Origin of the sequence: Delftia sp. WSY_22, from assembly GCF_043104185.1 — a bacterium.
In the GTDB taxonomy this organism is placed as follows: Bacteria; Pseudomonadota; Gammaproteobacteria; order Burkholderiales; family Burkholderiaceae_C; genus Comamonas; species Comamonas tsuruhatensis.
The window spans coordinates 578,893-603,137 of the sequence record NZ_JBICKN010000006.1; the positions used below are offsets into that span (position 1 = coordinate 578,893).

Annotated in this window: 23 protein-coding genes and 1 tRNA gene; 13 read left to right on the forward strand and 11 right to left on the reverse strand. The window is 67.3% G+C overall.

Annotated elements, in window-relative coordinates; translation table 11 throughout:
- Positions 1 to 21: 21 nt before the first annotated feature.
- The 3 genes from mutY to mutM all read right to left on the reverse strand — a co-directional run bounded on the left by mutY (position 22) and on the right by mutM (position 4,259).
- Positions 22 to 1,092, reverse strand: coding sequence for an A/G-specific adenine glycosylase (gene mutY / locus ACF8NF_RS03220; RefSeq protein ID WP_017405123.1), 1,071 nt, complete (start codon positions 1,090 to 1,092; stop codon positions 22 to 24).
- Positions 1,093 to 1,096: 4 nt separating this feature from the next.
- Positions 1,097 to 3,094, reverse strand: a complete 1,998-nt coding sequence (locus ACF8NF_RS03225) for a dynamin family protein (protein ID WP_017405122.1) — start codon at positions 3,092 to 3,094, stop codon at positions 1,097 to 1,099.
- 337 nt (positions 3,095 to 3,431) lie between these two features.
- The gene (mutM, locus tag ACF8NF_RS03230; protein ID WP_016445702.1) at positions 3,432 to 4,259 is read right to left on the reverse strand and encodes a bifunctional DNA-formamidopyrimidine glycosylase/DNA-(apurinic or apyrimidinic site) lyase; all 828 of its coding nucleotides are present in this window, start codon (positions 4,257 to 4,259) and stop codon (positions 3,432 to 3,434) included.
- 62 nt (positions 4,260 to 4,321) lie between these two features.
- On the opposite strand from mutM, the gene ACF8NF_RS03235 reads away from it, so the two are divergent.
- The 7 genes from ACF8NF_RS03235 to pth all read left to right on the forward strand — a co-directional run bounded on the left by ACF8NF_RS03235 (position 4,322) and on the right by pth (position 10,261).
- Positions 4,322 to 6,109, forward strand: a complete 1,788-nt coding sequence (locus tag ACF8NF_RS03235; protein ID WP_026062311.1) for a tetratricopeptide repeat protein — start codon at positions 4,322 to 4,324, stop codon at positions 6,107 to 6,109.
- 44 nt (positions 6,110 to 6,153) lie between these two features.
- Positions 6,154 to 6,666 carry an outer membrane lipoprotein LolB gene (locus ACF8NF_RS03240; RefSeq protein WP_047326560.1) on the forward strand — a complete coding sequence of 171 codons (513 nt, stop codon included), beginning with the start codon at positions 6,154 to 6,156 and terminating at the stop codon, positions 6,664 to 6,666.
- Positions 6,667 to 6,737: 71 nt separating this feature from the next.
- The gene (ispE, locus tag ACF8NF_RS03245) at positions 6,738 to 7,601 is read left to right on the forward strand and encodes a 4-(cytidine 5'-diphospho)-2-C-methyl-D-erythritol kinase (RefSeq protein ID WP_017405119.1); all 864 of its coding nucleotides are present in this window, start codon (positions 6,738 to 6,740) and stop codon (positions 7,599 to 7,601) included.
- Positions 7,602 to 7,630: 29 nt separating this feature from the next.
- Positions 7,631 to 7,707: transfer RNA gene (locus tag ACF8NF_RS03250), tRNA-Gln, on the forward strand.
- A gap of 44 nt (positions 7,708 to 7,751) precedes the next feature.
- Positions 7,752 to 8,711: a ribose-phosphate pyrophosphokinase gene (locus tag ACF8NF_RS03255; RefSeq protein ID WP_026063011.1), complete on the forward strand. Its 960-nt coding sequence runs from the start codon at positions 7,752 to 7,754 to the stop codon at positions 8,709 to 8,711.
- 172 nt (positions 8,712 to 8,883) lie between these two features.
- Positions 8,884 to 9,513: a 50S ribosomal protein L25/general stress protein Ctc gene (locus tag ACF8NF_RS03260; RefSeq protein WP_046240492.1), complete on the forward strand. Its 630-nt coding sequence runs from the start codon at positions 8,884 to 8,886 to the stop codon at positions 9,511 to 9,513.
- Between the two features lie 124 nt (positions 9,514 to 9,637).
- The gene (gene pth, locus ACF8NF_RS03265) at positions 9,638 to 10,261 is read left to right on the forward strand and encodes an aminoacyl-tRNA hydrolase (protein ID WP_016445696.1); all 624 of its coding nucleotides are present in this window, start codon (positions 9,638 to 9,640) and stop codon (positions 10,259 to 10,261) included.
- Positions 10,262 to 10,265: 4 nt separating this feature from the next.
- Here pth and ACF8NF_RS03270 read toward each other — a convergent pair whose 3' ends face one another.
- Complete coding sequence (locus tag ACF8NF_RS03270; RefSeq protein ID WP_016445695.1) at positions 10,266 to 10,529, reverse strand: YfhL family 4Fe-4S dicluster ferredoxin; 264 nt, start codon at positions 10,527 to 10,529, stop codon at positions 10,266 to 10,268.
- Between the two features lie 290 nt (positions 10,530 to 10,819).
- Between ACF8NF_RS03270 and ACF8NF_RS03275 the strand changes: the two genes are divergently transcribed.
- From ACF8NF_RS03275 to ACF8NF_RS03300, 6 genes are all read left to right on the forward strand, one after another.
- Positions 10,820 to 11,782 carry an ABC transporter permease gene (locus ACF8NF_RS03275; protein WP_016445694.1) on the forward strand — a complete coding sequence of 321 codons (963 nt, stop codon included), beginning with the start codon at positions 10,820 to 10,822 and terminating at the stop codon, positions 11,780 to 11,782.
- The gene (locus tag ACF8NF_RS03280) at positions 11,779 to 12,696 is read left to right on the forward strand and encodes an ABC transporter permease (RefSeq protein WP_016445693.1); all 918 of its coding nucleotides are present in this window, start codon (positions 11,779 to 11,781) and stop codon (positions 12,694 to 12,696) included. Before ACF8NF_RS03275 ends, ACF8NF_RS03280 begins: the two co-directional genes overlap by 4 nt.
- Before the next feature lie 14 nt (positions 12,697 to 12,710).
- Positions 12,711 to 13,766, forward strand: coding sequence for an ABC transporter ATP-binding protein (locus tag ACF8NF_RS03285; RefSeq protein WP_074921104.1), 1,056 nt, complete (start codon positions 12,711 to 12,713; stop codon positions 13,764 to 13,766).
- The gene (locus tag ACF8NF_RS03290) at positions 13,763 to 14,605 is read left to right on the forward strand and encodes an ATP-binding cassette domain-containing protein (RefSeq protein ID WP_034364074.1); all 843 of its coding nucleotides are present in this window, start codon (positions 13,763 to 13,765) and stop codon (positions 14,603 to 14,605) included. The genes ACF8NF_RS03285 and ACF8NF_RS03290 overlap by 4 nt, the downstream gene beginning before the upstream one ends.
- A gap of 136 nt (positions 14,606 to 14,741) precedes the next feature.
- Complete coding sequence (locus ACF8NF_RS03295) at positions 14,742 to 16,235, forward strand: ABC transporter substrate-binding protein (protein WP_034364072.1); 1,494 nt, start codon at positions 14,742 to 14,744, stop codon at positions 16,233 to 16,235.
- A gap of 100 nt (positions 16,236 to 16,335) precedes the next feature.
- On the forward strand, positions 16,336 to 17,787 hold the full coding sequence (locus ACF8NF_RS03300; protein ID WP_016445689.1) for an amidase: 1,452 nt from the start codon (positions 16,336 to 16,338) through the stop codon (positions 17,785 to 17,787).
- Here ACF8NF_RS03300 and ACF8NF_RS03305 read toward each other — a convergent pair.
- The 7 genes from ACF8NF_RS03305 to ACF8NF_RS03335 all read right to left on the reverse strand — a co-directional run bounded on the left by ACF8NF_RS03305 (position 17,774) and on the right by ACF8NF_RS03335 (position 24,218).
- Positions 17,774 to 18,787: a tripartite tricarboxylate transporter substrate binding protein gene (locus tag ACF8NF_RS03305; protein ID WP_034364067.1), complete on the reverse strand. Its 1,014-nt coding sequence runs from the start codon at positions 18,785 to 18,787 to the stop codon at positions 17,774 to 17,776. The genes ACF8NF_RS03300 and ACF8NF_RS03305 overlap by 14 nt on opposite strands.
- A 142-nt stretch (positions 18,788 to 18,929) precedes the next feature.
- Complete coding sequence (locus ACF8NF_RS03310; protein ID WP_223275108.1) at positions 18,930 to 19,955, reverse strand: AraC family transcriptional regulator; 1,026 nt, start codon at positions 19,953 to 19,955, stop codon at positions 18,930 to 18,932.
- 97 nt (positions 19,956 to 20,052) lie between these two features.
- A complete protein-coding gene (locus tag ACF8NF_RS03315; protein ID WP_016445686.1) occupies positions 20,053 to 20,697 on the reverse strand; it encodes a LysE family translocator in 645 nt (214 codons plus the stop codon).
- Positions 20,698 to 20,739: 42 nt separating this feature from the next.
- Entirely contained in the window at positions 20,740 to 21,594 is an 855-nt protein-coding gene (locus ACF8NF_RS03320; RefSeq protein ID WP_203400989.1) for a DUF429 domain-containing protein, read from the reverse strand.
- 14 nt (positions 21,595 to 21,608) lie between these two features.
- Positions 21,609 to 22,490: an EamA family transporter gene (locus ACF8NF_RS03325; protein WP_016451038.1), complete on the reverse strand. Its 882-nt coding sequence runs from the start codon at positions 22,488 to 22,490 to the stop codon at positions 21,609 to 21,611.
- 105 nt (positions 22,491 to 22,595) lie between these two features.
- Positions 22,596 to 23,318 carry a GTP cyclohydrolase I gene (folE, locus tag ACF8NF_RS03330; RefSeq protein ID WP_016445683.1) on the reverse strand — a complete coding sequence of 241 codons (723 nt, stop codon included), beginning with the start codon at positions 23,316 to 23,318 and terminating at the stop codon, positions 22,596 to 22,598.
- A 129-nt stretch (positions 23,319 to 23,447) separates the two neighbouring features.
- The gene (locus tag ACF8NF_RS03335; protein ID WP_016445682.1) at positions 23,448 to 24,218 is read right to left on the reverse strand and encodes an endonuclease/exonuclease/phosphatase family protein; all 771 of its coding nucleotides are present in this window, start codon (positions 24,216 to 24,218) and stop codon (positions 23,448 to 23,450) included.
- Positions 24,219 to 24,245 lie beyond the last annotated feature (27 nt).

Consider the following 24,245-nt stretch of genomic DNA (forward strand, 5'->3'; position numbering starts at 1 on the left):
AAGACGCGGCGGCCTTGGGCTTCAGCCCGCAAACTGCGCATCCAGCAGCTTGCGCACCGGGGCCGGCAGGCCCATGTCGGCCCAGGCCCTGGCATCGGCCCAGCAGCCCTGGCCGTCTGCCATGGCAGCATCCGGGCCGCTGCCATGGACAGGCACGCGCACCGGATGCAGATGCAAATCACGGTGGGTGAGCACATGCAGGAAAGCCGGCAGCTCGGTCCAGTCGGCGGATCGTGCGGCGGGCCAGTGCCGTGCGGCGGCCTGCTCCAGCGCCTCGCGTTCATTGAACACGGGAGGCGCATAAAGGCCCGCCCAGATGCCCTGCTGCGGGCGGCGCTCCAGCCAGACGCGGCCTTGCCCGTCCACGGCGATCAGCAGCCACCAGGCCTCGGAACTGCGCTTGAGCTTGCGCGTGCGCACGGGGTAGTTTTCGGGATTGCCGAAGCGGGCCGCCCGGCACTGCGGCTGCAGAGGACAGACCAGGCAGCTGGGCTTGCGCGGCGTGCAGATGGTGGCACCCAGGTCCATCAGGCCCTGGGTATAGCGGGGCATGGCCTGCTGCAGGTCCTCGGTGGGGCACAGCTGCTGGGCCAGGTCCCACAGTTCGCGCTCGTTCCTGGCCACGGCCAGATCGGCATCGAAAGCCAGCACGCGCGTGAGCACGCGCCGCACATTGGCATCGAGGATGGGTACGCGCTCGGAAAAGCAAAAGGACGCGATGGCGCCCGCCGTGGACCGGCCTATGCCGGGCAGCGTGGCCAGATCCTCGGCCCTGCGTGGAAAGGCACCACCCCACTCCTGGACCACGGCCTGGGCGCAGCGGTGCAGGTTGCGCGCACGGCTGTAGTAGCCCAGGCCGCTCCACAGCGCCAGCACGGCATCCTGCGGCGCGGCCGCGAGGCTGGCGACATCGGGAAAGGCATCAAGGAAGCGCTGGTAGTAGCCCAGCACGGTGCTCACCTGGGTCTGCTGCAGCATGATTTCAGAGAGCCAGACGCGGTAGGGATCGCGCGTCTGCTGCCAGGGCAGGTGATTGCGTCCATGCGACGCCTGCCACTGCACGACGGGCGTGGCAATCGAGGGAAAGGTCAAGATATCAAGCAGTCAGTGAAGTTTCCTGTGCAGCCTTTGCCAGGCCGGGGAAGGCGGGAGTGGGCGACAGGGGTTGCAGCAGTTCCATGGTGGCCTGTCCCAGCTGCAGCTGCAAGGCCGTGAGCTGTTCGTCGGCGGCCTCGATTTCGGCAATGCGCTCGACCAGGCCCGAAGCCGCATTCTGGATGCGGTCCACCGCTTCGATGCGGCGGGCAAAGCTGCGCTTGCGCTCTTTCAATTGGGCATCCAGCTGGGCCGTGGCGGACTTGCTCCACATATCCACGTCGTTGGCCGCAGACTCGAAGACCGTGCGCAGACGCATGGCAAGGGCCTTGATCAGCCGCTGGGCAAACGCGGGATTGCTGCGCCTGAGCGCGTGGCCCAGGCCCAGGTACTGGGTGTAGCTGGCCTCGATGCGCTGCAGGTCGCCGCCGAACTCGGTCAGCTCCAGCTGCGCAGGAGCCTGCAGCGAGAAGCCGAACTCGGCATTGAGTTCCTTGAAGGTCGCGCCCAGCATGGACTGGATCTCGCCGGCCTGCGCCTGGGCCCGGGTCGCCACGGTGCGCAGGCGTTCGAAGGTTTCCGCGTAGACCTTGCGCGCGCCCAGCTTCAGGCCGCGCTGCTCCAGCGCCTCCTTGAGATCGACCAGTTCCTGCTTGAGCGCGCTGGAACCGAGCTGCCGGAAGATGTCGCGCAGCATGCGCATGTGCACCAGGCGCACGGCCTGGATCCTGGCGGCGCTGGCATCGAAATCGCGCTGCTCGCTCTCGATGCGGTTGCGCATGGAGGCAATCACGCTGGCGTTCTTGCCGCGCAGGCTGCGCAGCTCGGCCATCTGGTCGTCCAGGTCGCGGCGGCGGATATTGAGCACGCGCTCCACCTCGACCTGCAACTGCTGCACATTGGCCCTGACAGCCGTCTGCAGCACCTTCTGGCGCTGGCCCATGATGCCCTCGGCCAGCATGTTCTCGAACATGGGCAGCCCGCTGGCCTGCAGCAGCGCCTCGTTGCCGGAGACCTTGGCCACCAGGCCCTTTTGTGCCGACACGGGCAACACCCGCTCCACAGGCAGGCCCAGCATCTGGGCCGATTCCTGGCGCTGGCGCTGCAGCTGGGCCTGCACCTGCGTCGCGGAGCTGAGGCTATCCCACAGCGTATCTATCTTGTTGAGCACCACCAGTCGCGAATCGGCCAGTGCCTGCTGGCCCGACGCCGCATCGGGCGGCAGCACATGGTCGCGCCAGATGGCCAGGTCGGACTTGGTCACGCCGGTATCGGCCGCCAGCACGAAGACCACGGCATGGGCCTGGGGGATGAGGTTGACGGTCAGCTCGGGCTCGGCACCCACGGCATTCAGGCCGGGCGTATCCAGAATGACCAGCCCCTGCTTGAGCAGGGGATGGGGCATGTTGATCAGCGCGTGGCGCCACATGGGCACCTCCACCAGGCCCTGCTCATCCACGAAGGGATTGCCGCCCTGGTCATCGTCATGCCAGAAGCCCCAGGTTCGCGCCAGATCCACCGACACCTTGCGCACCTCGGCCACCTTGGCCAGCGTGTCGGCAATCTGCTGGGCATTGTTCACATCCAGCGGCAGCTGCAGCCAGGCCTCGGGCCGGGCGCGCCACTGGCCCAGGCTTTCCAGCGATTCGCGCGTATCGATGGGCAGCAGGCGCAGGCTGGGCTGCAGTTCGGCTTCCCAGCCCAGCTCGGCCGGGCACATGGTGGTGCGACCTGCGCTGGCCGGCATGAGGCGGCGGCCGTAGTGGGCGAAGAAGACTGCGTTGATCAGCTCGGACTTGCCGCGGGAGAACTCGGCCACGAAGGCCACCATGACCTTGTCGCCGCGCACCTGGGCTTCCAGCCGCTGCAGCCGCTCCTGCACAGCGACATCCAGCAGCTCCTGGGACTGCAACCATTCGCGCAGCGCATGCAATTGCTGCGCAAAGCCACGGCGCCATGCGCCGTGCTGGTCGAATTGCTCGTTGAATGATGGTCCCACGTGTTTCCCCCGCCATTGCATCGCCAATGCCTGCCGATGCTTAGTGATCGCCTCGACATTGCGCCGCAAGCGTGATGCCTTTTCTCATCAAAATATAGCACCGTCGCCCCGTTTTGCCCGCAGCTGCGCCCCAAGGCCGGCCCCTGGAACGGGGGGATTCAGGGCAAAACAGCGTTTATTTACAAATGAAACAATATTTCACCATCAATCCAGCGCGGCTGAGGGTGATTTTTCAGAAATGTGAGCCTCCCGCACAGACCCGATATGAATCTCGCGCAGATTGGCCTCCACAAACGTTACGAGACGTTGAGAATCCGCTCCTCTTTTTGAGGCCATCTCACGCTTTCTGACACCGCGCGCAAAAGTAGGTGCTGCGCTGGCCCTGGCGCAGCAGCTGTATGGGCGAGCCGCAATGCGTGCAGGGCTGGCCCTCGCGGCCATACACCTTGGCCTGCAGCTGGAAGTGGCCTGCCATGCCGTCGGGCGCCGAGAAATCACGCAGCGTCGTGCCTCCTTGCTCCACCGCCAGTTCCAGCACGCGGCGAATCTCCTCGAACAGCCGGCGCACCTTGCGCGGCCCCACCTCGCAGGCCGGCTGCGTGGGCGCAATGCGTGCCATGAACAGCACTTCGGACGCATAGATATTGCCCACGCCCACCACCACGCTGCCGCTCAGCAGCAATTGCTTGATGGGCGTACGGCTGGCCTTCAGACCGGCCTTGAAGGTCTCGAACAGGAAGCTGTCATCCAGCGGCTCCATTCCCAGATGGTCCAGCAGCCTGCGCGCCCAGGGATCGTTCTCGGCCGGCACATACATCACCGCACCGAACCGGCGCGGATCGTGCAGGCGCAGCTGGCCCTTGCTGGTGTGCAGATCGAAATGGTCATGCGCACCCGCCGGACCCAGCGGCAACTCGTGCGGCGCCACGAAACGCAGGCTGCCCGACATGCCCAGATGCAGCATGAGCAGGCCTTCGCTCAGTTGCATCAGCAGGTACTTGCCGCGCCGGCGCACGCTGTGCACCTCGCGCCCGGTCAGAAGCTCGGGGGCAATGCCCAGAGGCCAGCGCAATGGCTTGCCCAGCGCCACGGATTCAATGCGCGCTCCGGCGATCTGCGAGGCGAACGCACGCCGCGTGACTTCTACTTCTGGCAATTCGGGCATGCGATCCGGGTTGTACTGAGGTTGTGCGAAATGCGGGCCGAGGCTTCGATTATTATGATTCGATGGATCATCGCCTTCGCCTTCAGGGACTCGCCGTGGCAGCAGCCCTGGCCATGGGTTCCGCCACTGCCTGGGCACTGCCTGGCAAGACCGCAGCCACCATCGAGACGGAATCCCCGGAACCTCCATCGTCCGCCGCCGCGTCTGCCGAAGAGGAGCGCGCAGCGCTCAACGCCGAACTGTTCTACGAGATCCTGGTCGGCGAAATCGCTGCCAGCGAAGGCGCGCTGGGCGATGCCCAGGCCATGATGATGGAGGCTGCGCGCACCAGCGGCAGCGAGCAGCTGTACCGCCGTGGCACGGAACTGGCGCTGCAGTCGCGCTCCGGTGAGCGCGCACTGGCCAATGCCCGCGCCTGGCTGGACGCCTTTCCCCAGTCACGCGATGCCAACCGCTTCGTGCTCCAGATCCTCGTTGCGCTGAACCGCATCGCCGATACCGGCAGCTATCTCAAGCGCGAGATCGAGGCCACGCCCGCTCCGTCCAAGCCTGCCACCTATCTGGGCATCACCCAGCTCTACAACAACGCCAGCGACAAGGCCCTTGCTGCCGATGTGGTCGAGCAGGCTATGGCCGGCGAAACCGACAATCCGGCCAGCGGCCCGCTGGCTTGGGCCACCATCGGCCACATGCGCCTGGGCGCCGGGCAAAAGGCCGCAGCCATGCAGGCCGTGCAAAAGGCCCAGGCGCTGACGCCCGACACAGGCCCCGTGGCCCTGCTGTCCATGGAGCTGCTGGAAGCCGGCATGCCGGAGGCGGAACCCATCGTCAAGCGCTACCTGGCCAAGAACCCTTCGGCACAGATGCGCATGGCCTATGCCCGCGTGCTGCTGGGTCAGCAGCGCCTGGACGAGGCCCGGCAGCAACTGGTCTCCATCACCATGGATTCGCCCGACTACGCCGAAGCCTGGGCCACGCTGGCCGCCCTGCAGCTGCAAACGAACGATGTGGGTGCGGCGCAGGCGTCCACCGAGCGCTTCGGCAAGCTCGTGCCGCAGATTCCTGCCGGCGTGGCGCGCAGCGCCGGCCAGTCCCAGTACTACCTGCTGCAATCACAGATCGCTGAAAAGCAAGGCAGGTTCGACGAGGCCGACGCCCTGCTGCGCCGCATCGACGATGCCCCCAACCTGCTGAGCGTGCAGGCGCGCCGAGCGAGCCTGCTTGCACGCCAGGGCAAGCTCAAGGAAGCGCGCGCCCTGATCGAAGCCGTGCCTGCCAGCGGCCCCAGCCAGCAACGGCTCAAGCGCCTGGCCGAAGTGCAGTTGTTGCGCGACGCCAATCAGAATGCCCAGGCCTATGCGCTGCAGGCCGAGCTGCAAAAACAGGACCCCGAAGACGCCGAACTGGCCTACGACACGGCCCTGCTCGCGGAGCGCATCGGCAAGCATGACGAAATGGAGCGGCTGCTGCGCGGCATCATCGCGCGCCGGCCCGACTTCCAGCATGCCTACAACGCGCTGGGCTACTCCTTCGCCGAGCGCGGCATCCATCTGGACGAAGCAGAAAAGCTCGTGGGCAAGGCGCTGGAGATGTCGCCAGGCGACCCCTTCATCACCGACAGCCTGGCCTGGGTGAAATTCCGCCAAGGCAACCTGGACGAAGCGCTCAAGCTGCTTGAAAGCGCCTACGCCTCCCGCCCCGACGTGGAGATCGCGGCGCACCTGGGCGAGGTGCTCTGGGTCAAGGGCGATCGCGAACGCGCGCAGAAGATCTGGCGCCAGGGCTTGGCCTCCAGCCCCGACAACACCACGCTGCGCGACACCCTGCGCCGCCTGGGCGTCTCGCTTTGAGCCGCCGCGCCGTGCCCCACCCCGTGCCCCATCGTTTGCGCCCCATGCTCATCCGCCGGCAGCTGTGCGCCACGGCTGCTGCCACGGCGCTGCTGACTCTGGCCGGCTGCGCCCTGCCACCCCGCCAGCTCCAGGCCGATGCAGCAGCACCGGCCGCCGCCGGGCACTGGTCGGGCCGACTGGCGCTGCAGGTGGAAGATGCGCAGAACCAATCCTTCAGCGCAGGCTTCGAGCTGCTGGGCACACCCCAGCGCGGCGAGTTGCTGCTGTTCACCCCCCTGGGATCGACGCTGGCACGCCTGCTCTGGGCGCCAGGACAGGCCAGCCTGCAGCAAGGCGAGGACCGCAAGACCTCGGACTCGCTGCCCACGCTGGTGCAAGAGCTGACGGGCAGCGACCTGCCCATCGCCGCCCTGTTCGACTGGCTGCAGGGCCGGGCCACCGCAGCCGCAGGCTGGCAGGTCGACCTCTCCCGCATGGAACAGGGCCGCCTGTCCGCCCGGCGCCATGACCCGCAGCCGCCGGCAGCGCTGCGCATCGTGCTCGACACACCCTGATTTGCGCCGGGCGCGCCCTCTGCACCCCATCCCGCCGCACCCGCCTCCATCCCTCTCATCCTCTCCAGCCCATGCGCTCGCTCCACGACGTGCCGGCTCCGGCCAAGCTCAACCTGTTCCTCCATATCACGGGCCGCCGAGACGATGGCTACCACCTGCTGCAATCGGTCTTCATGCTGCTGGACTGGCACGACACGCTGCACTTCGACAAGCGCGGCGACGGCAACGTCAGCCGCGAGGACCTCTCGGGCATGGCCCTTCCTGCCGACGACCTCATCATGCGGGCCGCACGCGCGCTGCAACAGGCCACCGGCTGCAGCCAGGGCGTGCACATAGGCGTGGAAAAGCGCCTGCCGGCACAGGCCGGGATGGGCGGAGGATCGTCGGATGCGGCATCCACCCTCATGGCGCTGAACCGCCTGTGGCAACTGAACCTGACCCGGCGCGAACTGCAGCGCATTGGACTGGGTCTGGGCGCAGATGTGCCCTTCTTTCTGTGCGGCAGCTCCGCCTGGGTGGAGGGCATAGGCGAGCACATCACGCCGCTGGAGCACAGCCATGCCCTGCCGCCCCAGCGGTTCGTGGTGGTCAAGCCCGAGGCGGGACTGGAAACCCTGTCCATCTTCCGCGCCCCCGACCTCAAGCGCGATCATGCCCATGCTACAATCGCCGACTTTGCTGCAGATCACTATGGCTTTGGCCAGAACGACTTGCAGCCCGTCGCCGAAAGGCTGCAGCCTGAAGTGAAAAAAGCCATTGATTGGCTCAAGTCCTTCAAACTGCGTGCTAGAATGACGGGCTCGGGAAGTGCAGTATTTGCACCACTGACGCAAACAATCGACTTCGAGAATGCCCCAGGCATCTGGAATGTCAGAGTTTGCAGGAATCTGCAGGCCCATCCCCTCAAGGATTGGCTCAAAGATGAGAGTTTATAGGCTGTCTGCCTGCGGCAGAGGGCCTGTGTAGGGGAGTCGCCAAGTTGGTAAAGGCACCGGATTTTGATTCCGGCATGCGAGGGTTCGAGTCCTTCCTCCCCTGCCAAACGTCTTTCGCGTCAAGGCAAACCCATCGTACTGGGGCGCTCAATGCATTCACATCATCCTGACATCATGGTCTTCACCGGCAATGCCAATCCTGGCATGGCCGCTGAAATCGTTCAGCACCTCGGCACCACGCTGGGTGCAGCCGACGTGGGTCGCTTCTCCGATGGAGAAGTCGCCGTCGAGATCAAGCAGAACGTGCGTACGCGCGACGTCTTCGTCGTGCAATCGACCTGCGCACCGACCAACGACAACCTGATGGAACTGCTGGTCATGGTGGACGCCCTCAAGCGTGCATCGGCCGAGCGCATCTGCGCGGTGATTCCCTACTTCGGCTATGCCCGCCAGGACCGCCGCCCGCGCTCCACCCGCGTGCCGATCACGGCCAAGGTCGTGGCCAACATGCTGCAGGCCGTGGGTGTCGAGCGCGTGCTGACCATGGACTTGCACGCAGACCAGATCCAGGGTTTCTTCGACATCCCCGTGGACAACATCTATGCCACGCCGGTGCTGCTGGGCGATCTGCGCCAGAAGAACTACGAAGACCTGATCGTTGTCTCGCCCGACGTGGGTGGCGTGGTCCGTGCCCGTGCGCTGGCCAAGCAGCTGGGCTGCGACCTGGCCATCATCGACAAGCGCCGCCCCAAGGCCAACGTCTCCGAAGTCATGCACGTGATCGGCGACATCGACGGCCGCAACTGCGTGATCATGGATGACATGATCGACACCGCCGGCACCCTGGTGAAGGCAGCCGAAGTGCTCAAGCAGCGTGGTGCCAAGAGCGTCTACGCCTATTGCACGCACCCGATCTTCTCGGGTCCGGCCATCGAGCGCATCGGCAACGGCAGTGCACTGGACGAGGTCGTGGTGACCAACACCATTCCTCTGAGCGCCGAAGCCCAGGCTTGCGGCAAGATCCGCCAACTGTCCGTGGCCCCCCTGATTGCCCAGACAATCCAGCGGATTTCCACCGGCGATTCGGTGCTGAGCCTGTTCTCCGAATAAAATATCGGCCCCTGTGGTCTGAACCAGCAAACCTCCTTCGGGAGGTTTGCGCGTTCCGGGATGGTTTCAGGACCATCCCGGGACACCGCAAGAGCAGCCTGTTCCGCACGGGGCAGGCGTTCTTTTATCAACGGATGAGGCTGGTCGCGGTCCATCCATCTAGGAGTTAGTTATGCAATTCGTCGCTTTTGAGCGCGCCAAGCAAGGTACGGGTGCGAGCCGCCGTCTGCGCAATTCGGGCAAGGCCCCTGGCATCGTCTACGGCGGTGCTGCCGAAGCCCAACTGATCGAGATCGATCACAACGCCCTGTGGCACGCCCTGAAGAAGGAAGTGTTCCATTCCAGCGTTCTGGATATGGAAGTCAACGGCCAGACCTCCAAGGTCGTGCTGCGCGACGTGCAATTCCACCCCTACAAGCAGCTGATCCTGCACGTGGACTTCCAGCGCGTTGACGACAAGACCAAGGTTCACCTGAAGGTGCCGCTGCACTTCGAAGGCATGGAACAGTCCCAGGCCGTCAAGGTCGAGAACTGCACCATCACTCCCCTGATCCATGAACTGGACGTGGTGTGCATGCCCTCCCAACTGCCCGAGTTCATCAAGGTGGACCTGAGCGGCCTGACCTCCAAGTCGACCCTGGGCCTGCAGAACGTCAAGCTGCCCAACGGCGTGAAGGCTGTGGTGCGCGGCTCCAACAAGAACCCGGCCCTGATCTCCATCAAGCTGCCCGAAGTGGCTCCTGATGCATCCGCAGCTCCCGCAGCGGCTCCGGCCGCTCCGGCAAAGAAGGGCAAGAAGTAATTCTTGGCTTTCCCTTGCGGCGGCTGCGGCTGCCGCAACCTGCAAAAGGCCCACCTCGCGTGGGCCTTTTGCATGGTGAACACCATCGCCTGCCTGCTGCGGCCGCCATGGAGATAATCGCCCGATGATCAAATTGTTTGTCGGCCTGGGCAATCCCGGGCCGGAGTATGAGGACACCCGCCACAACGCGGGTTTTTGGTGGATAGATGCGCTGGCGCGCGAACTCAAGGTCCACCTGGTGCCCGAGCGCAGCTACTTCGGCCTCATGGCCCGCGCCAGCGTGCGTGGCGAGAGTGTCTGGCTGCTCGAGCCGCAGACCTTCATGAACCTGTCCGGCAAATCGGTGGGCGCGCTGGCGCGCTTTTTCAAGATCCAGCCCGAGGAGGTCCTCGTGGTCCATGACGAACTGGACTTCGCCCCAGGCCAAGTCAAGCTCAAGCGCGGCGGCAGCCACGGCGGCCACAACGGCCTGCGCGATATCCATGCCCAGCTGGGCTCGGCCGACTACTGGCGGCTGCGCATCGGCATAGGCCACCCGGGGCACAAGGCCGAAGTCGCCAACTGGGTGCTCAAGAAGCCCGCGCCCGACCAGCGCCAGCTGATCGAGGACAGCATTGCCCATTCGCTCAAGGCCTGGCCCGAGCTGCAGGCGGGCGACATGGACAAGGCGACCTTGCTGATCCACACCACCAAGCCTCCACGCCCCAAGCCCGTGCGCCCGGCCACAGCCGAGAGCGACAAGGGCTGAGCGATCAGGAAGCGGCGGGAGCCTGGGATTGCAGACGCAGGTATTTCTGCATCAGCGTCTCGCGGTCTTCCACGTGGGCGGGATTCACGGGAATGCAGGCCACGGGGCAGATCTGCACGCACTGGGGTTCATCGAAATGCCCCACGCATTCCGTGCACTTGCTGTGCTCGATCTCGTAGTACTCCTCGCCCATGGAGATTGCATCGTTGGGGCACTCAGGTTCGCAGACATCGCAGTTGATGCATTCGTCGGTGATCATCAAAGCCATGGCAGGTCCCTCGCAAGCGCACGCCACGCTCCGGGCCGGGCAGGCCCTTGCATCCCGAACGGGCCTTGCAGCAAGGTGGCATCAGTCATTGCGCCATTATCCTGCCCCCTTCATACGCATGAAGGCTGCACGGGCAAGCATACGCGCCGGATCGGCACGGAGCGATGCACCTTCAAAGGCCGCTATGCTGCGCGCATGGGCCGTGCGCAGTACCATTCGGGCCCGCCAAGAACCACCCACACACATTCCGCCGACGTGACAGCCCAACACCGTGCCAAGGCCGACTGCCCATGAGCGTCTTCCTGCTCAAGCGCCTGCTGATGCTGGCAGCCACGCTGCTGGGCGCCTCGGCCGTGGTGTTCGGCGTGCTGGAAGTGCTGCCCGGCAATGCGGCCCAGACGCTGATGGGGCCCGATGCCGCCCCCGAGGCCGTGCAGGCGCTGGCCGAGCAGCTGGGACTGGACCAGCCAGCCTGGCAGCGCTACCTGCAGTGGCTGCAGGGGCTGCTGCATGGCGACATGGGACTGAGCTACGCCTACAGCACACCGGTCAGCGATCTGGTGCTGGAGCGCCTGGCAGTGACCGCCCCGCTGGCCGTGATGGCCATGCTCATCACCACCGTGCTGGCCCTGGCAGCGGGCATCTATGCTGCCTCGCGCCACAACCGATGGGGCGACCTGGGCGTCATGGGCCTGGCGCAGATCGGCATTGCCATCCCGAATTTCTGGTTCGCCATCCTGCTGATCCTGGTGTTCTCGGTGAAGCTGCAATGGTTTTCCGCAGGCGGCTTTCCAGGCTGGAGCGAGGCCGATGGCGGCGGCGTCCTGCCCGCACTGCAGGCCCTGCTGCTGCCGGCGATCTCGCTGGCCGTGGTGCAGGCGGCCATCCTGGCGCGCATCACGCGCTCGGCCGTGCTGGAAGTGCTGCGCGAGGACTTCGTTCGCACGGCCCGCGCCAAGGGCCTGCCGCGCCGCGCCGTGCTCTGGGGCCACGTGCTGCGCAATGCCATGATTCCCGTGCTCACGGTCATGGGGCTGCAGTTTGCCCAGTTGCTGGCCGGCACCATCGTGGTGGAGAACGTGTTCTACCTGCCGGGCCTGGGCCGGCTGATCTTCCAGTCCATCGCCAACCGCGACCTCATCGTCGTGCGCAACTGCGTGCTGCTGCTGGCGGCCATGGTGGTGGTCATCAACTTCATCGTGGATGTGCTGTACGCAGCCATTGATCCACGCATCGAGGCCAGCGACATATGAGCCAGCCAGGCAACCCTGTTTCGCCGACCGCTGCGCCACCGGGCCATCGGCCCACGCGGGCGGTCACCCTCAGCAGGCCGGCCAGCCTGGGCCGGCGCATGCTGGGCCACCGCAGCTTCATGCTGGGTGCCATGCTGACCGCGCTGCTGCTGCTCACCGCGCTGCTGTCCTTGTGGTGGACGCCGGGCTCGGCCTACGACATGGACCTGGATGCCAAGCTGGCCGCACCCGGCAGCCTGCACTGGCTGGGCACCGATGCCTATGGGCGCGATGTGGCCTCGCTGCTGTTCCTGGGCGCGCGCAGTTCCATCCTGGTCGGCGTGATCGCCGTGGGCATCGGGCTGTCGATGGGCGTGGTGCTGGGACTGGTCGCCGCGGCCTGCCGGGGCTGGGTGGAAGAGGCCATCATGCGGCTGGCCGATTTCAGTTTCGCCTTTCCTGCGCTGCTATCGGCCATCATGCTCACGGCCGTGTTCGGCGCGGGCATCGTCAACGCCATCATTGCCATCGGCATCTTCAACATTCCCACCTTTGCGCGCATCACGCGGGCATCGGCCAAGGCGGTCTGGGCACGTGAATACGTGCTGGCTGCACGCGCCTGCGGCCATGGCCGCGCCAGCATCACCTGGCGCCATGTGCTGCCCAACATCCTGCCCGTGCTGGTGGTGCAGGCCACCATACAGTTCGCGCTGGCCATTCTGGCGGAAGCCGCCCTGTCCTATCTGGGCCTGGGCACGCAGCCGCCGCAGGCCTCCTGGGGCCGCATGCTCAGCGAGGCCCAGACCCTCATGTTCCAGGCCCCGCTGCTGGCCGTGTGGCCGGGCCTGGCCATTGCACTGTCCGTGCTCGGGCTCAACCTGCTGGGCGACGGGCTGCGCGATCTGCTCGACCCGCGCCTGTCGCGCCAGCGCTGAGGAAGACACGCGCCATGCCCCTGCTCGAAGTCTCCGGCCTCACCATCACCTTGCAGACCCCGCGCGGCCGCGCGCGTGCCGTGCAGAACCTGGAATTCATCCTGGAGCGCGGCGCCACGCTGGGCCTGATCGGCGAGTCGGGCTGCGGCAAGTCGCTGACCGCCCTGGCGCTGATGGGCCTGCTGCCGGAGCATGCGCAGGTGGACGGCAGCATCCGGCTCAACGGCCAGGAGCTGCTGGACATGGACGAGCGCGCGCTGTGCCGCCTGCGCGGCAACCGCATGGCCATGGTGTTTCAGGAGCCCATGACGGCCCTCAACCCCGTGCACGGCATCGGCCGCCAGGTGGCCGAGCCGCTGCGCCACCACCAGCGCCTGGGCCGCCAGGCCGCGCGCGAGCGCGCAGTGGCCCTGTTGGAGCGCGTGGGCATTGCCCGCGCAGCCCAGCGCTTTGATGACTATCCGCACCAGTTCTCGGGCGGCCAGCGCCAGCGCATCACCATCGCCATGGCCCTGGCCTGCGGGCCCGACCTGCTGATCGCCGACGAACCTACCACGGCGCTGGACGTGACCGTGCAGCAGCAAATTCTCGATCTGCTGCAGGAACTGGTGGCAGAGCACTCCATGGCCTTGCTGCTGATCTCGCACGATCTGGGAGTGATCGCGCAAAACGTGGAGCAGCTGCAGGTGATGTACGGCGGCACCGTGGTCGAAAGCGGCATGACCGAGGCCATCTTCGCGCGCCGCGCCCATCCCTACACGCGCGGCCTGTTCGCCGCCAGGCCGCAGCTGGAGCCTTCGGGACCAGGCCACCAGCCGCCGGCGCGGTTGCCCACCATTGCCGGCACCGTGCCCGAGCTGGTGGACCTGCCAGCCGGATGCGCCTTCGCGGGCCGCTGCAGCTATACCGAGCCCACCTGCCACAGCGAGCGCCCGCGCGCCCTGGTGCTGGAGCGCCCGCAGCGGCCCACGCCCACTGCCCTGCAGGCCTGGGCACAGCCGCATGTGGTGCGCTGCCTGCGCTCCGAGGCCATTGCGCCGGGCATGCATACGCAGGGCCGCAGCACATGACGGAGCACGACCGCCAGGCACCGGCCGCTGCCGAGCCGCCCCTGCTGCAGGTGACGGACCTGGCCCGCAGCTACCGGCTGCCACGCCGCTCGTTGTGGCGCGCGCCGGAGCAGGTGCATGCGCTGCGCGGCGTGGATTTCACGCTGACGGCGGGGCGCAGCCTGGGCGTGGTGGGCGAGTCGGGCTCCGGCAAGTCCACGCTGGCACGCCTGGTCATGGCGCTGGACACGCCCAGCGCCGGCAGCGTGCAGCTGCTGGGCCAGGATCTGCACCGGCTCGGCAACCAGGCACTGCGCATGGCGCGCCGCGATTTCCAGATGGTGTTCCAGGATCCTTACGGTTCGCTGGACCCGCGCATGACGGTGGAACACATCGTCTGCGAGCCCCTGACCGCCCAGCCTGCACCGCCCGAGCGCGCAGCCCGGCGCGACCTGGCCCGCGCCACGCTGGAGCAGGTCGGGCTGCGCGTGCAGGACCTGGACAAGTACCCGCATGAATTCTCGGGCGGCCAGCGCCAGCGCATCGCCATTGCACGCGCCCTGGTCACGCGGCCCCGCCTCATCGTGGCCGATGAGCCCGTGAGCGCCCTCGACGTCTCGGTGCAGGCCCAGGTACTGAACCTGCTGCGCGATCTGCAGCAGCAGCTGGGCCTGTCCTACCTGTTCATCAGCCACGACCTGGCCGTGGTCCAGCACCTGTGCGACGACGCCATCGTGCTGAGCGAAGGCCGCATCGTCGAGCGCGGGGCTCCGCAGCAACTGTTCCACGCCCCGCAGCATCCCTACACCCAGGCCCTGGTACGGGCCGTGCCACGCATCGCCCTGCAGCACCGCGCCTGAAAGCCGAAAGCTGACAACTACCGGAGCGGACCGGGTCCTCATGGCCACGCGCACGCGCGCCCTGGTGTAAAAACACTGCTGCAGGCCGCAGCCAGCGGCCCATGACCCATCTGCAAGAATTTCCGGAGACCTGTTCATGTTCAATCGCCGTTCCCTGCTGGCCAGCTCCGCTGCTGCCGGCCTGCCCCTGCTGATGCCCTGGCCTGCGCTGGCCCAGGGCCGCAAGGACAGTGTCACGCTGGCGATGACGCTGGAGCCGCCGGGGCTGGACCCCACGGCCGGCGCCGCATCGTCCATTGGCGAGATCGTGCTCTACAACCTGTTCGAGACGCTGACCAAGATCAATCCGGACGGCAGCGTCTCCCCGCTGCTGGCCGAAAGCTGGGAGGTCTCGCCCGACCTCAAGACCTACACCTTCCGCCTGCGCAAGGGTGTGAGTTTCCAGAACGGCGAGCCCTGCAACGCCCACAGCGTGAAGTACTCCTTCGACCGCGCGGGCGACGACAAGAGCACCAACAAGGACAAGCGCACCTTCGCCGCCCTGTCCACGCGCGTGGTGGATGACCACACGGTGGTCGTCACCAACAAGGACATCGACCCCGACTTCCTCTTCGTGCTGGGGCAGGCGACCTCCATCATCGTGGAGCCCAAGAGCGCTGCCACCAACGCCACGCGCCCCGTGGGCACGGGCCCCTACCAGCTGGGCAACTGGAACAAGGGCGCCTCGGTCACGCTCACGGCCTGGCCCCGGTACCGCACGGCCCCCGGCCTGCGCATTCGCCGTGCCACCTTCCGCTTCATCTCCGACCCTGCAGCCCAGGTGGCCGCACTGCTGGCCGGCGATGTCGACGCCTTCCCGCGCGTCACGCCGCGCAGCGTGGCCCAGTTCAAGGCCAACGGGCGCTTCCAGGTCGTGGTCAGCGGCTCGCGGGCCAAGACCATCCTGGCCATGAACAACGCGCGCAAGCCCTTGAACGATGCGCGGGTGCGCCGCGCCATCGCCGCCGCCATCGACCGCAAGGCCGTCATCGACGGCGCGGGCGACGGCTACGGCCTGCCCATTGGCAGCTACTACGTGCCCACGGCCTTCGGCTACGTGGACACCACGGGCATCAACCCCTTCGACGTGGAAAAGGCCAAGGCGCTGCTGGCCGAGGCCGGCGTCAAGACGCCGCTGGAGCTGACCATGACCCTGCCGCCCACGCCCTACGCGCGCCAGGGCGGCGAGGTGATTGCCGCGCAGCTGGCCAAGATCGGCATCCGAGCCAAGCTGCAGAACGTCGAATGGGCGCAGTGGCTGTCGGGCACCTACACGCTCAAGAACTACGACCTGACGCTGATCTCCCATGTCGAGCCCTTCGACCTGGGCAACTTCGCCAAGCCCGACTACTACTGGGGCTACCAGTCGTCCCAGTTCAACGAGCTGTACGACAAGATCAAGAACGCCTCGCGCCCCGCCGACCGCTCGCGCCTGCTGGGCGATGCGCAGCGCCTGCTGGCCCAGGATTGCGTGCACGCCTTCCTCTACACGCCCCAATGGGTCACCGTGGCCAACAAGAACCTGCGCGGACTGTGGAAGGACATGCCCGTCTTCGTCAACGATCTCTCCGCACTGTCCTGGGCCACCTGAACCGCGCACAGGCTGAGCCACAGGCGACAGGCGCGCCGGTGGCACCGGGCCACACTGCGCCAGATCTGCCGCAAGAACCGCCATCTTCGAGGAAGCCGCGATGACTGGAACGACACAGGCCCTGCACGACCTGCCCGCCCATGCGCTGCTGCGCGCCTACCGGGACCGCAGCCTCTCGCCCGTCGAGGTCATGCACGACCTGCTGGCCCATGTGCAGCGCTGGGAGCCGGCCCTGCACGCCACCTACCTGCTGCGCCCCGAGGCCGCCCTGGCCCGGGCCCGCGAGAGCGAGGCCCGCTGGCTGCGCGGCGAGCCGGCCGGCCTGCTCGACGGCGTTCCCGCCACGGTCAAGGACAACATCGCCACGCGCGGCGATCCCACGCCCGTGGGCACGGCCGCCATGCCGCAGGTCGCGGCCCCGCTGGATGCCCCACCCGCAGCGCGCCTGCGCGAGGCAGGCGCCATCCTTTTCGCCAAGACCACCATGCCTGACTACGGCATGCTGTCGTCCGGCCTGTCCTCGCTGCACGGCAACACCTTCAATCCCTGGGATCCGGACAAGACGCCGGGCGGCTCCAGCGCCGGTGCGGGCGCCGCTGCGGCGGCCGGCTACGGGCCGCTGCACGTGGGCACGGACATCGGCGGCTCCATCCGCCTGCCGGCGGGCTGGTGCGGCATCTTCGGCCTCAAGCCCAGCCTGGGCCGCGTGCCCATCGACCCGCCATACACCGGCCGCTGCGCAGGTCCCATGACCCGCAGCGTGGCCGACGCCGCGCTGATGATGCAGGTGCTGTCCCTGCCCGATGCACGCGACAGCATGGGCCTGCCGCACCAGGAGATTGCATGGCACAGCTTCGACATGGACCCTGCCCAGGTGCGCGGCCTGCGCATAGGCCTGCTGCTGGATGCCGGCTGCGGCCTGCCCCTGCAGCCCCGCGTGCGCGCCGTGGTGGAGCAGGCTGCGGCTTGGCTGGAATCGGCCGGCGCGCACATCGAGCGCATCGAGCCCTGGCTCACCCGCGACATGCTCGACGGCCTCGACCATTTCTGGCGCATGCGATCGCATGTGGAAATCCAGTCGCTGACGGATGCGCAGCGCCGCGTGATCCTGCCCTTCATCCGCGAATGGGCCGACAGTGCCGCGCCACTGACAGCCACGCAGCTGTTCGTGGCCAGCCAGCAGTCGCACCTTCTGCGCACGGCCACGGTGCGGGCCACGGCGGCCTACGACTATGTGCTGTCGCCCGTGGCGCCGATCACGGCTTTCCCGGCCCACCTGCCCAGCCCCACCAACGACCCGCTGCGGCCGCTGGAGCACATTGCCTTTACCGTGCCCTACAACATGTCCGAACAGCCCGCCGCATCCGTGCCCTGCGGGCATGACGGGCAGCTGCCCATAGGCGTGCAGATCGCAGGCCGCCGGTTCGACGACCTGGGCGTGCTCCGGCTCAGCCGGGTGCTGGAGCAGTTGCGCCCACCCCAGCCTGCCTGGCCACAGCCCGTTCAGTCGGGCCAGGACCGGGCGCAGACTGCATCGGCTACTCCAGCCTGATTCCCGCCTCCTTCACGATGCGCGCCCAGCGCGGCATGTCGCGCGCCATGACGGAGGCCAATTCCTCGGGCGTGCTGCCCACCGGGCGCAGGCCCATGGAGGCCAGGCGGCCGCTGAGTTCGGGCGTGGCCACGATGCGCCGCACCTCCGCCGAGAGCCGGTCCACGATGGGCCGGGGCGTTCCCGCCGCCACGAAGGTGGCGAACCAGCCATTGGCCTCGAAGCCGGCCAGGCCCAGCTCGGCAAACGTGGGCACCTCGGGCAGCGCCGGGTGGCGCTGCATACCGGTGATGGCCAGGATGCGGATCTTGTCCGACTTCAGGTGCGCATTGGCCGAGGACACATCGATGAAGCCCGACGACAGCTGCCCGCCCAGCACGTCGTTGACCAGCGGCGCCGCGCCCTTGTAGGGAATCAGCGCCAGGTCCAGCCCGGCCCGGGCGCGCAGCAGCTCACCATGCATGTGCGAGGAGGTGCCGTTGCCGTAGTTGCCGTTGCTGTACTTGCCCGGATGGGCCTTGACCAGGGCGATGAACTCCTGCAGCGTCGTGGCCGGCACGTCGCGCGGCACCACGAACAGGTCCGAGGACAGGGCCACCTGCGATACGGGGGCAAAGTCCTTGAGCACGTCATAGGGCATCCTGGCGTACAGCGCAGGCGACTGGATCATGGCCGTGATCCCCAGCAGCAGCGTGTAGCCGTCTGGCGGCGACTTGGCCACCACGTCGCCGCCGATGATGCCGCTGGAGCCCGGCCGGTTCTCCACCACCACGGGCTGGCCCCAGGCCTGGCTCAGTTGCTGGGCAATGATGCGCCCGATGATGTCGGTGCCGCCGCCTGCCGGGTAGGGAATCACCATGCGCAGCGGCTTGGACGGGTAGGCACCGCCTGCCGGCTGTGCAAAGGCGATCGGCGATGCCGTTCCCAGGGCGGCACCCAGTGAGGCGCTGGCAGCGCATGCCAGCGCCGCCCGCAGGCAGCCGCGTCGGCTCGATTCCATGGCTTGTCTCCTTGTCCTTCGGTGCTCCGCCCTCGTTGGCGGGGCGGTGTGCCCTGCCGCAGTGGCAGGGTCCATGGACAGTGTGGCCACCAGGCCTTCAGCCACCAATCGCCGATCGTCTCAAAATGATTGGCAAAAAAGATCAGCGGCCGCGATGCTGGGCCTGCCGGTAGGCGCCCGGCGGCAGGCCGGTCCAGCCCTTGAAGGCGCGGTGGAAGGTGCTGGCCTCGGCAAACCCCACGCGCGCGGCGATATCGGCCAGCGTCAGCTCCGGCCGGTTCAGCAGCTCGATGGCCGCGTCGCGGCGCAGGTCGTCCTTGAGAGATTGGAAGCCCAGGCCTTCGTCGCGCAGGCGGCGGCGCAGCGTCTGCGGCGTCATGGACAGCGCGGCGCCGACCTGCTCCAGCGAAGGCAGCTCGCCCGCCAGATCGCGGCGCAGCAGGCGGCGGATGCGCTCGCCCAGGCGCGTGCGGTCGCGGTAGCGGATGACCAGGCCCATGGCCGCCTGGTCCAGGAATTCGGCCAGGCTCTCAGGGGTCTGCACCACGGGCAGCTCCAGCCAGCGCGCATCGAACTCCAGCCCCGTGAAGTCGCGGTCGCGCTGCAGCGGCGCCAGGAACAGGCGCTGCGCCTCCGTGCCATACGGCATGCTGGCGCCGGCAGGCGCGCACACGCCCGTCAGCTCTATCCTGCGCGACACCAGCCACGACATGACGCCATAGCCCAGAAAGCAGAAGGACCGCTCGGCATAGGCCAGCGGCGCATCGCGCTCGCGCAGCGACACCATGGCGATGCGGGCCACGCCGTCCACGACCTGCAGCCGGGGCGCGAAGTCGCGCAGCACCAGGCGGTAGAAACGCAGCCCGGCCTGCAATGCCTCGCCCAGCGTGCGGCAGGGCAGCATGGTGCGGCAGGCCTGGGCAAAACTGCCCACGGGCAGCGGATGGCGGCACAGGCCCCACAGCTCGTCGCGGCAGACGCGGCGCAGCACGCGGATCAGCGCCGCGTACTGCGCCTGGGTCACGCGCGACAGCGGCGCATCCAGCAGGGCAGGCGCAATGCCGGCGCGGCGCAGGATGGCTGGCACATCCATGCCATTGCGCTGCACGCCCTGCACGATCTGCAGGACCTGGGCAATGGCAATGGTGTGGGCCGTGGTCTGTGGCATGGGTTGGATGAGGACGCCGCTGCTCATGGCGCCAAGGGGCGTGAGCGAAAAAGCATGGAGGGACTGTGCCACGGCCCCGCATTAGTGTGAACAGGCCCTAGCGCTGCACCAGCGCCAGCCGCACCGCCATGCCCAGGAACACCAGCCCGGCCACGCGGTTGAGCCAGTTCTGCGCACGCACGGATCGCTGCAGCAGCACGCCGAACCAGCCCGAGCAGCATGCGATGGCACCGAACACCAGCAGCGCCGCCAGCATGAACACGCAGCCCAGCACCATCACCTGCGTGGCCACGCCGCCGCGCGCGGGGTCCGCGAACTGCGGCAGAAAGGCCAGGAAGAAGATCAGCACCTTGGGGTTGGTGAGGTTCATCACCACGCCACGCCCCACCCAGCGCAGCGCCCGTGCGGGGGTCAGCGGGTCGGCTGCGCCGGCCTGCGGCATCTCGCCCGGCCGGGCCACGGCGCGCAGCGCACCCCAGGCCAGCCAGGCCAGGTAGGCGGCGCCGCACAGCTTGATGGCGGTGAACAGCAGGGGCGACGCAGCCACCAGTGCCGCCAAACCCAGCGCAACCGCCGCCGTATGCACCACCAGCCCCAGGCACAGGCCCAGTACCACGCACAGGCCCACGCGCCAGCCGCGCTGGGCCGATTGCATGAGCACGAACAGGTTGTCAGGCCCCGGGCTCAGGCCCAGCAGCACGGCCACGCCGAAAAAGGCCAGCAAGGTTTCAAAGGTGGGCATCGCTTGTCTCTTCCCGATTCGAGTATTTCAGTGCGGCGCAGATCAGGCCTGGGCCGTGACGATCCAGCCTTCCAGCGGGTCCAGGTCGTGCGGCAACCCGTAGAGCGCATCGCCCTGCGCATGGCGGGCCGCGGCCCAGGCGGCCTGCAGCATGCAGATTGCGGCGTCCAGCCGGTCTCCGCTGCCGTCCGCCAGCAACTGGTTGCGGGTTTCTTCGGCGTCGATACGCAGGCGCAACGCCAGCGGGTTGTCGCCGCGCTCCAGCGCCGCCAGCAATTGCACGCGCGCCTGATGGCGTTCGGGCGTTTGCCGTGCGGGTTCGTCGCTTTTGTAGCTGAGGCGGCCGATCACGGCGCGCGCCAGCATGCCCGGGTAGGCTTCCAGCGCCACGCGGCGCGCATCGCCTTTGCCGGGAGGCTGCAGGCCTGGCAGGTGCACGCCGGCCGCGCGCAGCAAGGGCAGCCCGGCATGCAGCATGTAGGCCACGGGCGGGTTCACCCATTTCATGGAAGGGCTGGCACCGGCAGGCCCTTCCGTGGCCCGGTGCGCGAACTTTCCGCCTGCGGGCCGCGCCGCGCAAAAGGCCTTGAACTGCTCGCGTATGGCCTGGCGCGTGAGGCCGGCGTAGTGGTCCATGCAGGCCGCCCATTCCGTGGGCCAGCCCAGCTGCTCCACCAGTTCGCGCGGCAGGGCAAAAGGCAGGTCGAAACCGCCCACCCAGGCCGACTGCGCCGAATCGGCAGGCCGGGCCAGCCAGGCGGCCCATGCGTCCAGCGAGGCGAACTCCAGCAAATCCTGCAGGACCACCGTGTCCCCAGCCAGCAGGCGGCCCAGGGCCATGGTGATGGGCTTGCGCGCCGTAGGTCGGCTGCTGAAATCGCAGCCCAGTACCCGCATTGCCGCCATGGTGCTCAGCCCAGGCCCAGCGCCGTCACACCGACGGCAATGCACACGGCGCCCGCAATGCGTGCCAGGCGATCGCCTTCGCGCAGCATGTGCCCGCCGATCAGCGCCGCGAACAGCATGGAGACTTCGCGCGCAGGCGCCACGTGCGACATGGGCGCATCCTGCATGGCGTAGAGCACCAGCACGTAGGCGATGGGGCTGATCAGCGCCACCAGGGCCGCGAAGCGCCACTGCGCGCGCCACAGATGCCGGGCCGTGGGCAGGTCGCGCAGCACCACGGGCGCCAGCAGGAACACGCGCACGAAGTTGCCCATGTAGTCGATGAGGATGGGCGACATCAGCAGCAGCTTCACGCCATAGCCGTCCACCACGGTGTAGCTGGCGATGAAGGCGCCCGTCAGCAGGCCGTACCACAGGCCCATCCTGAGCCGTTCGCGGGCTTCGGGATCATGGCGCGCGCGCAGCAGGCCGGGGCCTCCCGCGATCAGGAAGACGCCGACCACCACGCCGGCAATGCCCAGCACGCCCAACGAGGAAATCCGCTCACCCAGAAAGAGGATGGCCACCATGGACGACAGCAGCGGCCCCGAGCCGCGCGCCAGCGGATAGACCACGGTGAGGTCCGCGCTGCGGTAGCCACGCAGCAAGGTCACGTAGTAGGCCACGTGCAGCAGGCCGCTGGCCAGCACCACCAGCCATTCGTTGCGGCCCCATGTGGGCACCACATCGCGCCCCACCCACCAGCCTAGCGGCGCCCAGATCACCATCATGATGACCGAGGTGAAGAAGGCAAAGCGCGAATCACCGCCCGCCTTCTTGGCCACGATGTTCCAGCCGGCATGGATGAGGCCGGCAATGATGATCAGGGCAAAGGCTTGCAGCGACATGGGCAGGTCCGGGGAAAGCGGGGCGTGGCGCGGGAAAGAAAAAAGGCCGCGCACTGCGCAGCCTGGGGTGTTGTGTGAGGCGTCCGGGGACGCCACCCCGGGGATTTACTTGCGGCTGGACACCAGCGAGAGGAACTCGCGGCGCAGTTCCGGGTTGGTGAGGAAGGCGCCGCGCATGACGGAGTTCAGCATCTTGCTGTCCATCTCGCGCACACCGCGCCAGGACATGCAAAAGTGCGAAGCCTCCATGACCACGGCCAGGCCGTCGGGGCGGGTCTTGTCGAGGATCAGGTCGGCCAGCTGGATGATGGCCTCTTCCTGGATCTGGGGACGGCCCATGATCCAGTCCACCAGCCGCGCGTACTTCGACAGGCCGATGACATTGGTGTTCTTGTTGGGCAGCACGCCGATCCAGATCTTGCCGATCACCGGGCACAGATGGTGGCTGCAGGCGCTGCGCACCGTGATCGGGCCGACGATCATCAGCTCGTTGAGGTGCTCGGCGTTGGGGAATTCGGTGATGGCGGGCTGCGCCACATAGCGGCCCCGGAACACCTCGTTGACATACATCTTGGCCACGCGGCGCGCCGTGGCGCGCGTGTTGTGGTCGTGCGTGGTGTCGATGACCATGCTGTCGAGCACGCCCTGCATCTTTTCCTGGACTTCGTCGAGCAGCTGCTCGAGTTCACCGGGCTCGATGAATTCGGAGATGTTGTCGTTCGCATGAAAGCGCTTTTGCGCCTGCTTCAGTCGTTCGCGGATCTTGACCGAGACGGGGGTGCCCTCGGCCTGGCTGTCTTGTTTCATGTCGACGAGTTCTCTGAACATGGCTGGCATGGTAACAGCGAAACCCGCAGCATGGCACGCAAGGGATTTTCCACCCAAACGCAGGTTCTGCCCGCCCCGAAAGCTATCAATACAATAGCAAAAGAGTGGCGTGTGTCAGAGCGGCCAGGGCTAGAGGCGGAATTCCGCAATCAGCGGCAGATGGTCCGACATGCGCCACCAGATGCGCCCCTTGGGCACATGCAGGCCCAGCGGCGTGAGGCCGCGCACATAGACGTGGTCCAGCTGGGCCAGCGGCAGGCGCGAGGGATAGGTGGGCACGCTGGGCAATTCGTCGTATTCGTACAGGCCGAAACCGCCCAGCATGCGCTTGATCTGGCCACCCCAGTCGTTGAAGTCGCCAGCCACCACCACGGGCGCGCCCGGCGGCACCTCTCGCTCGATGAAGCGCTTGAGCTGGGAGACCTGGCGCACGCGGCTGCCGGGGATCAGCCCCAGGTGCACCACGATGGTGTGCACGCGCCGGTTCTGCACTTCCACCTCCACATGCAGCAGGCCACGCTGCTCGAAGCGGTGGTCGGAGATGTCCTCGTGCTGGTGGCCCACCACGGGCCAGCGCGTCAGCAGCGCGTTGCCGTGCTCGCCGTGGCGGGTGTAGGCGTTGGTGCGGTAGACGGCCTCATAGCCCAGGGGAGCCAGATACTCCGCCTGCGAGACCTGGGGCCAGCGCTCGAAGTACGCGGCCTCCTTGTGGTTCATCTTGCGCACTTCCTGCAGGCAGACGATGTCGGCATCGAGCTGCTCCACGGCGTGGCCCAGGTTGTGGATTTCAAGGCGGCGCGCGGGACCCATGCCCTGCACGCCCTTGTGGATGTTGTAGGTCGCGACGCGCAGTATCGACGGGCCGGGGTCCACCTGATGGGAATTCGCGTTTTCAGTCATGGCGGTTCGGGAACGCAGGTGAGGGGT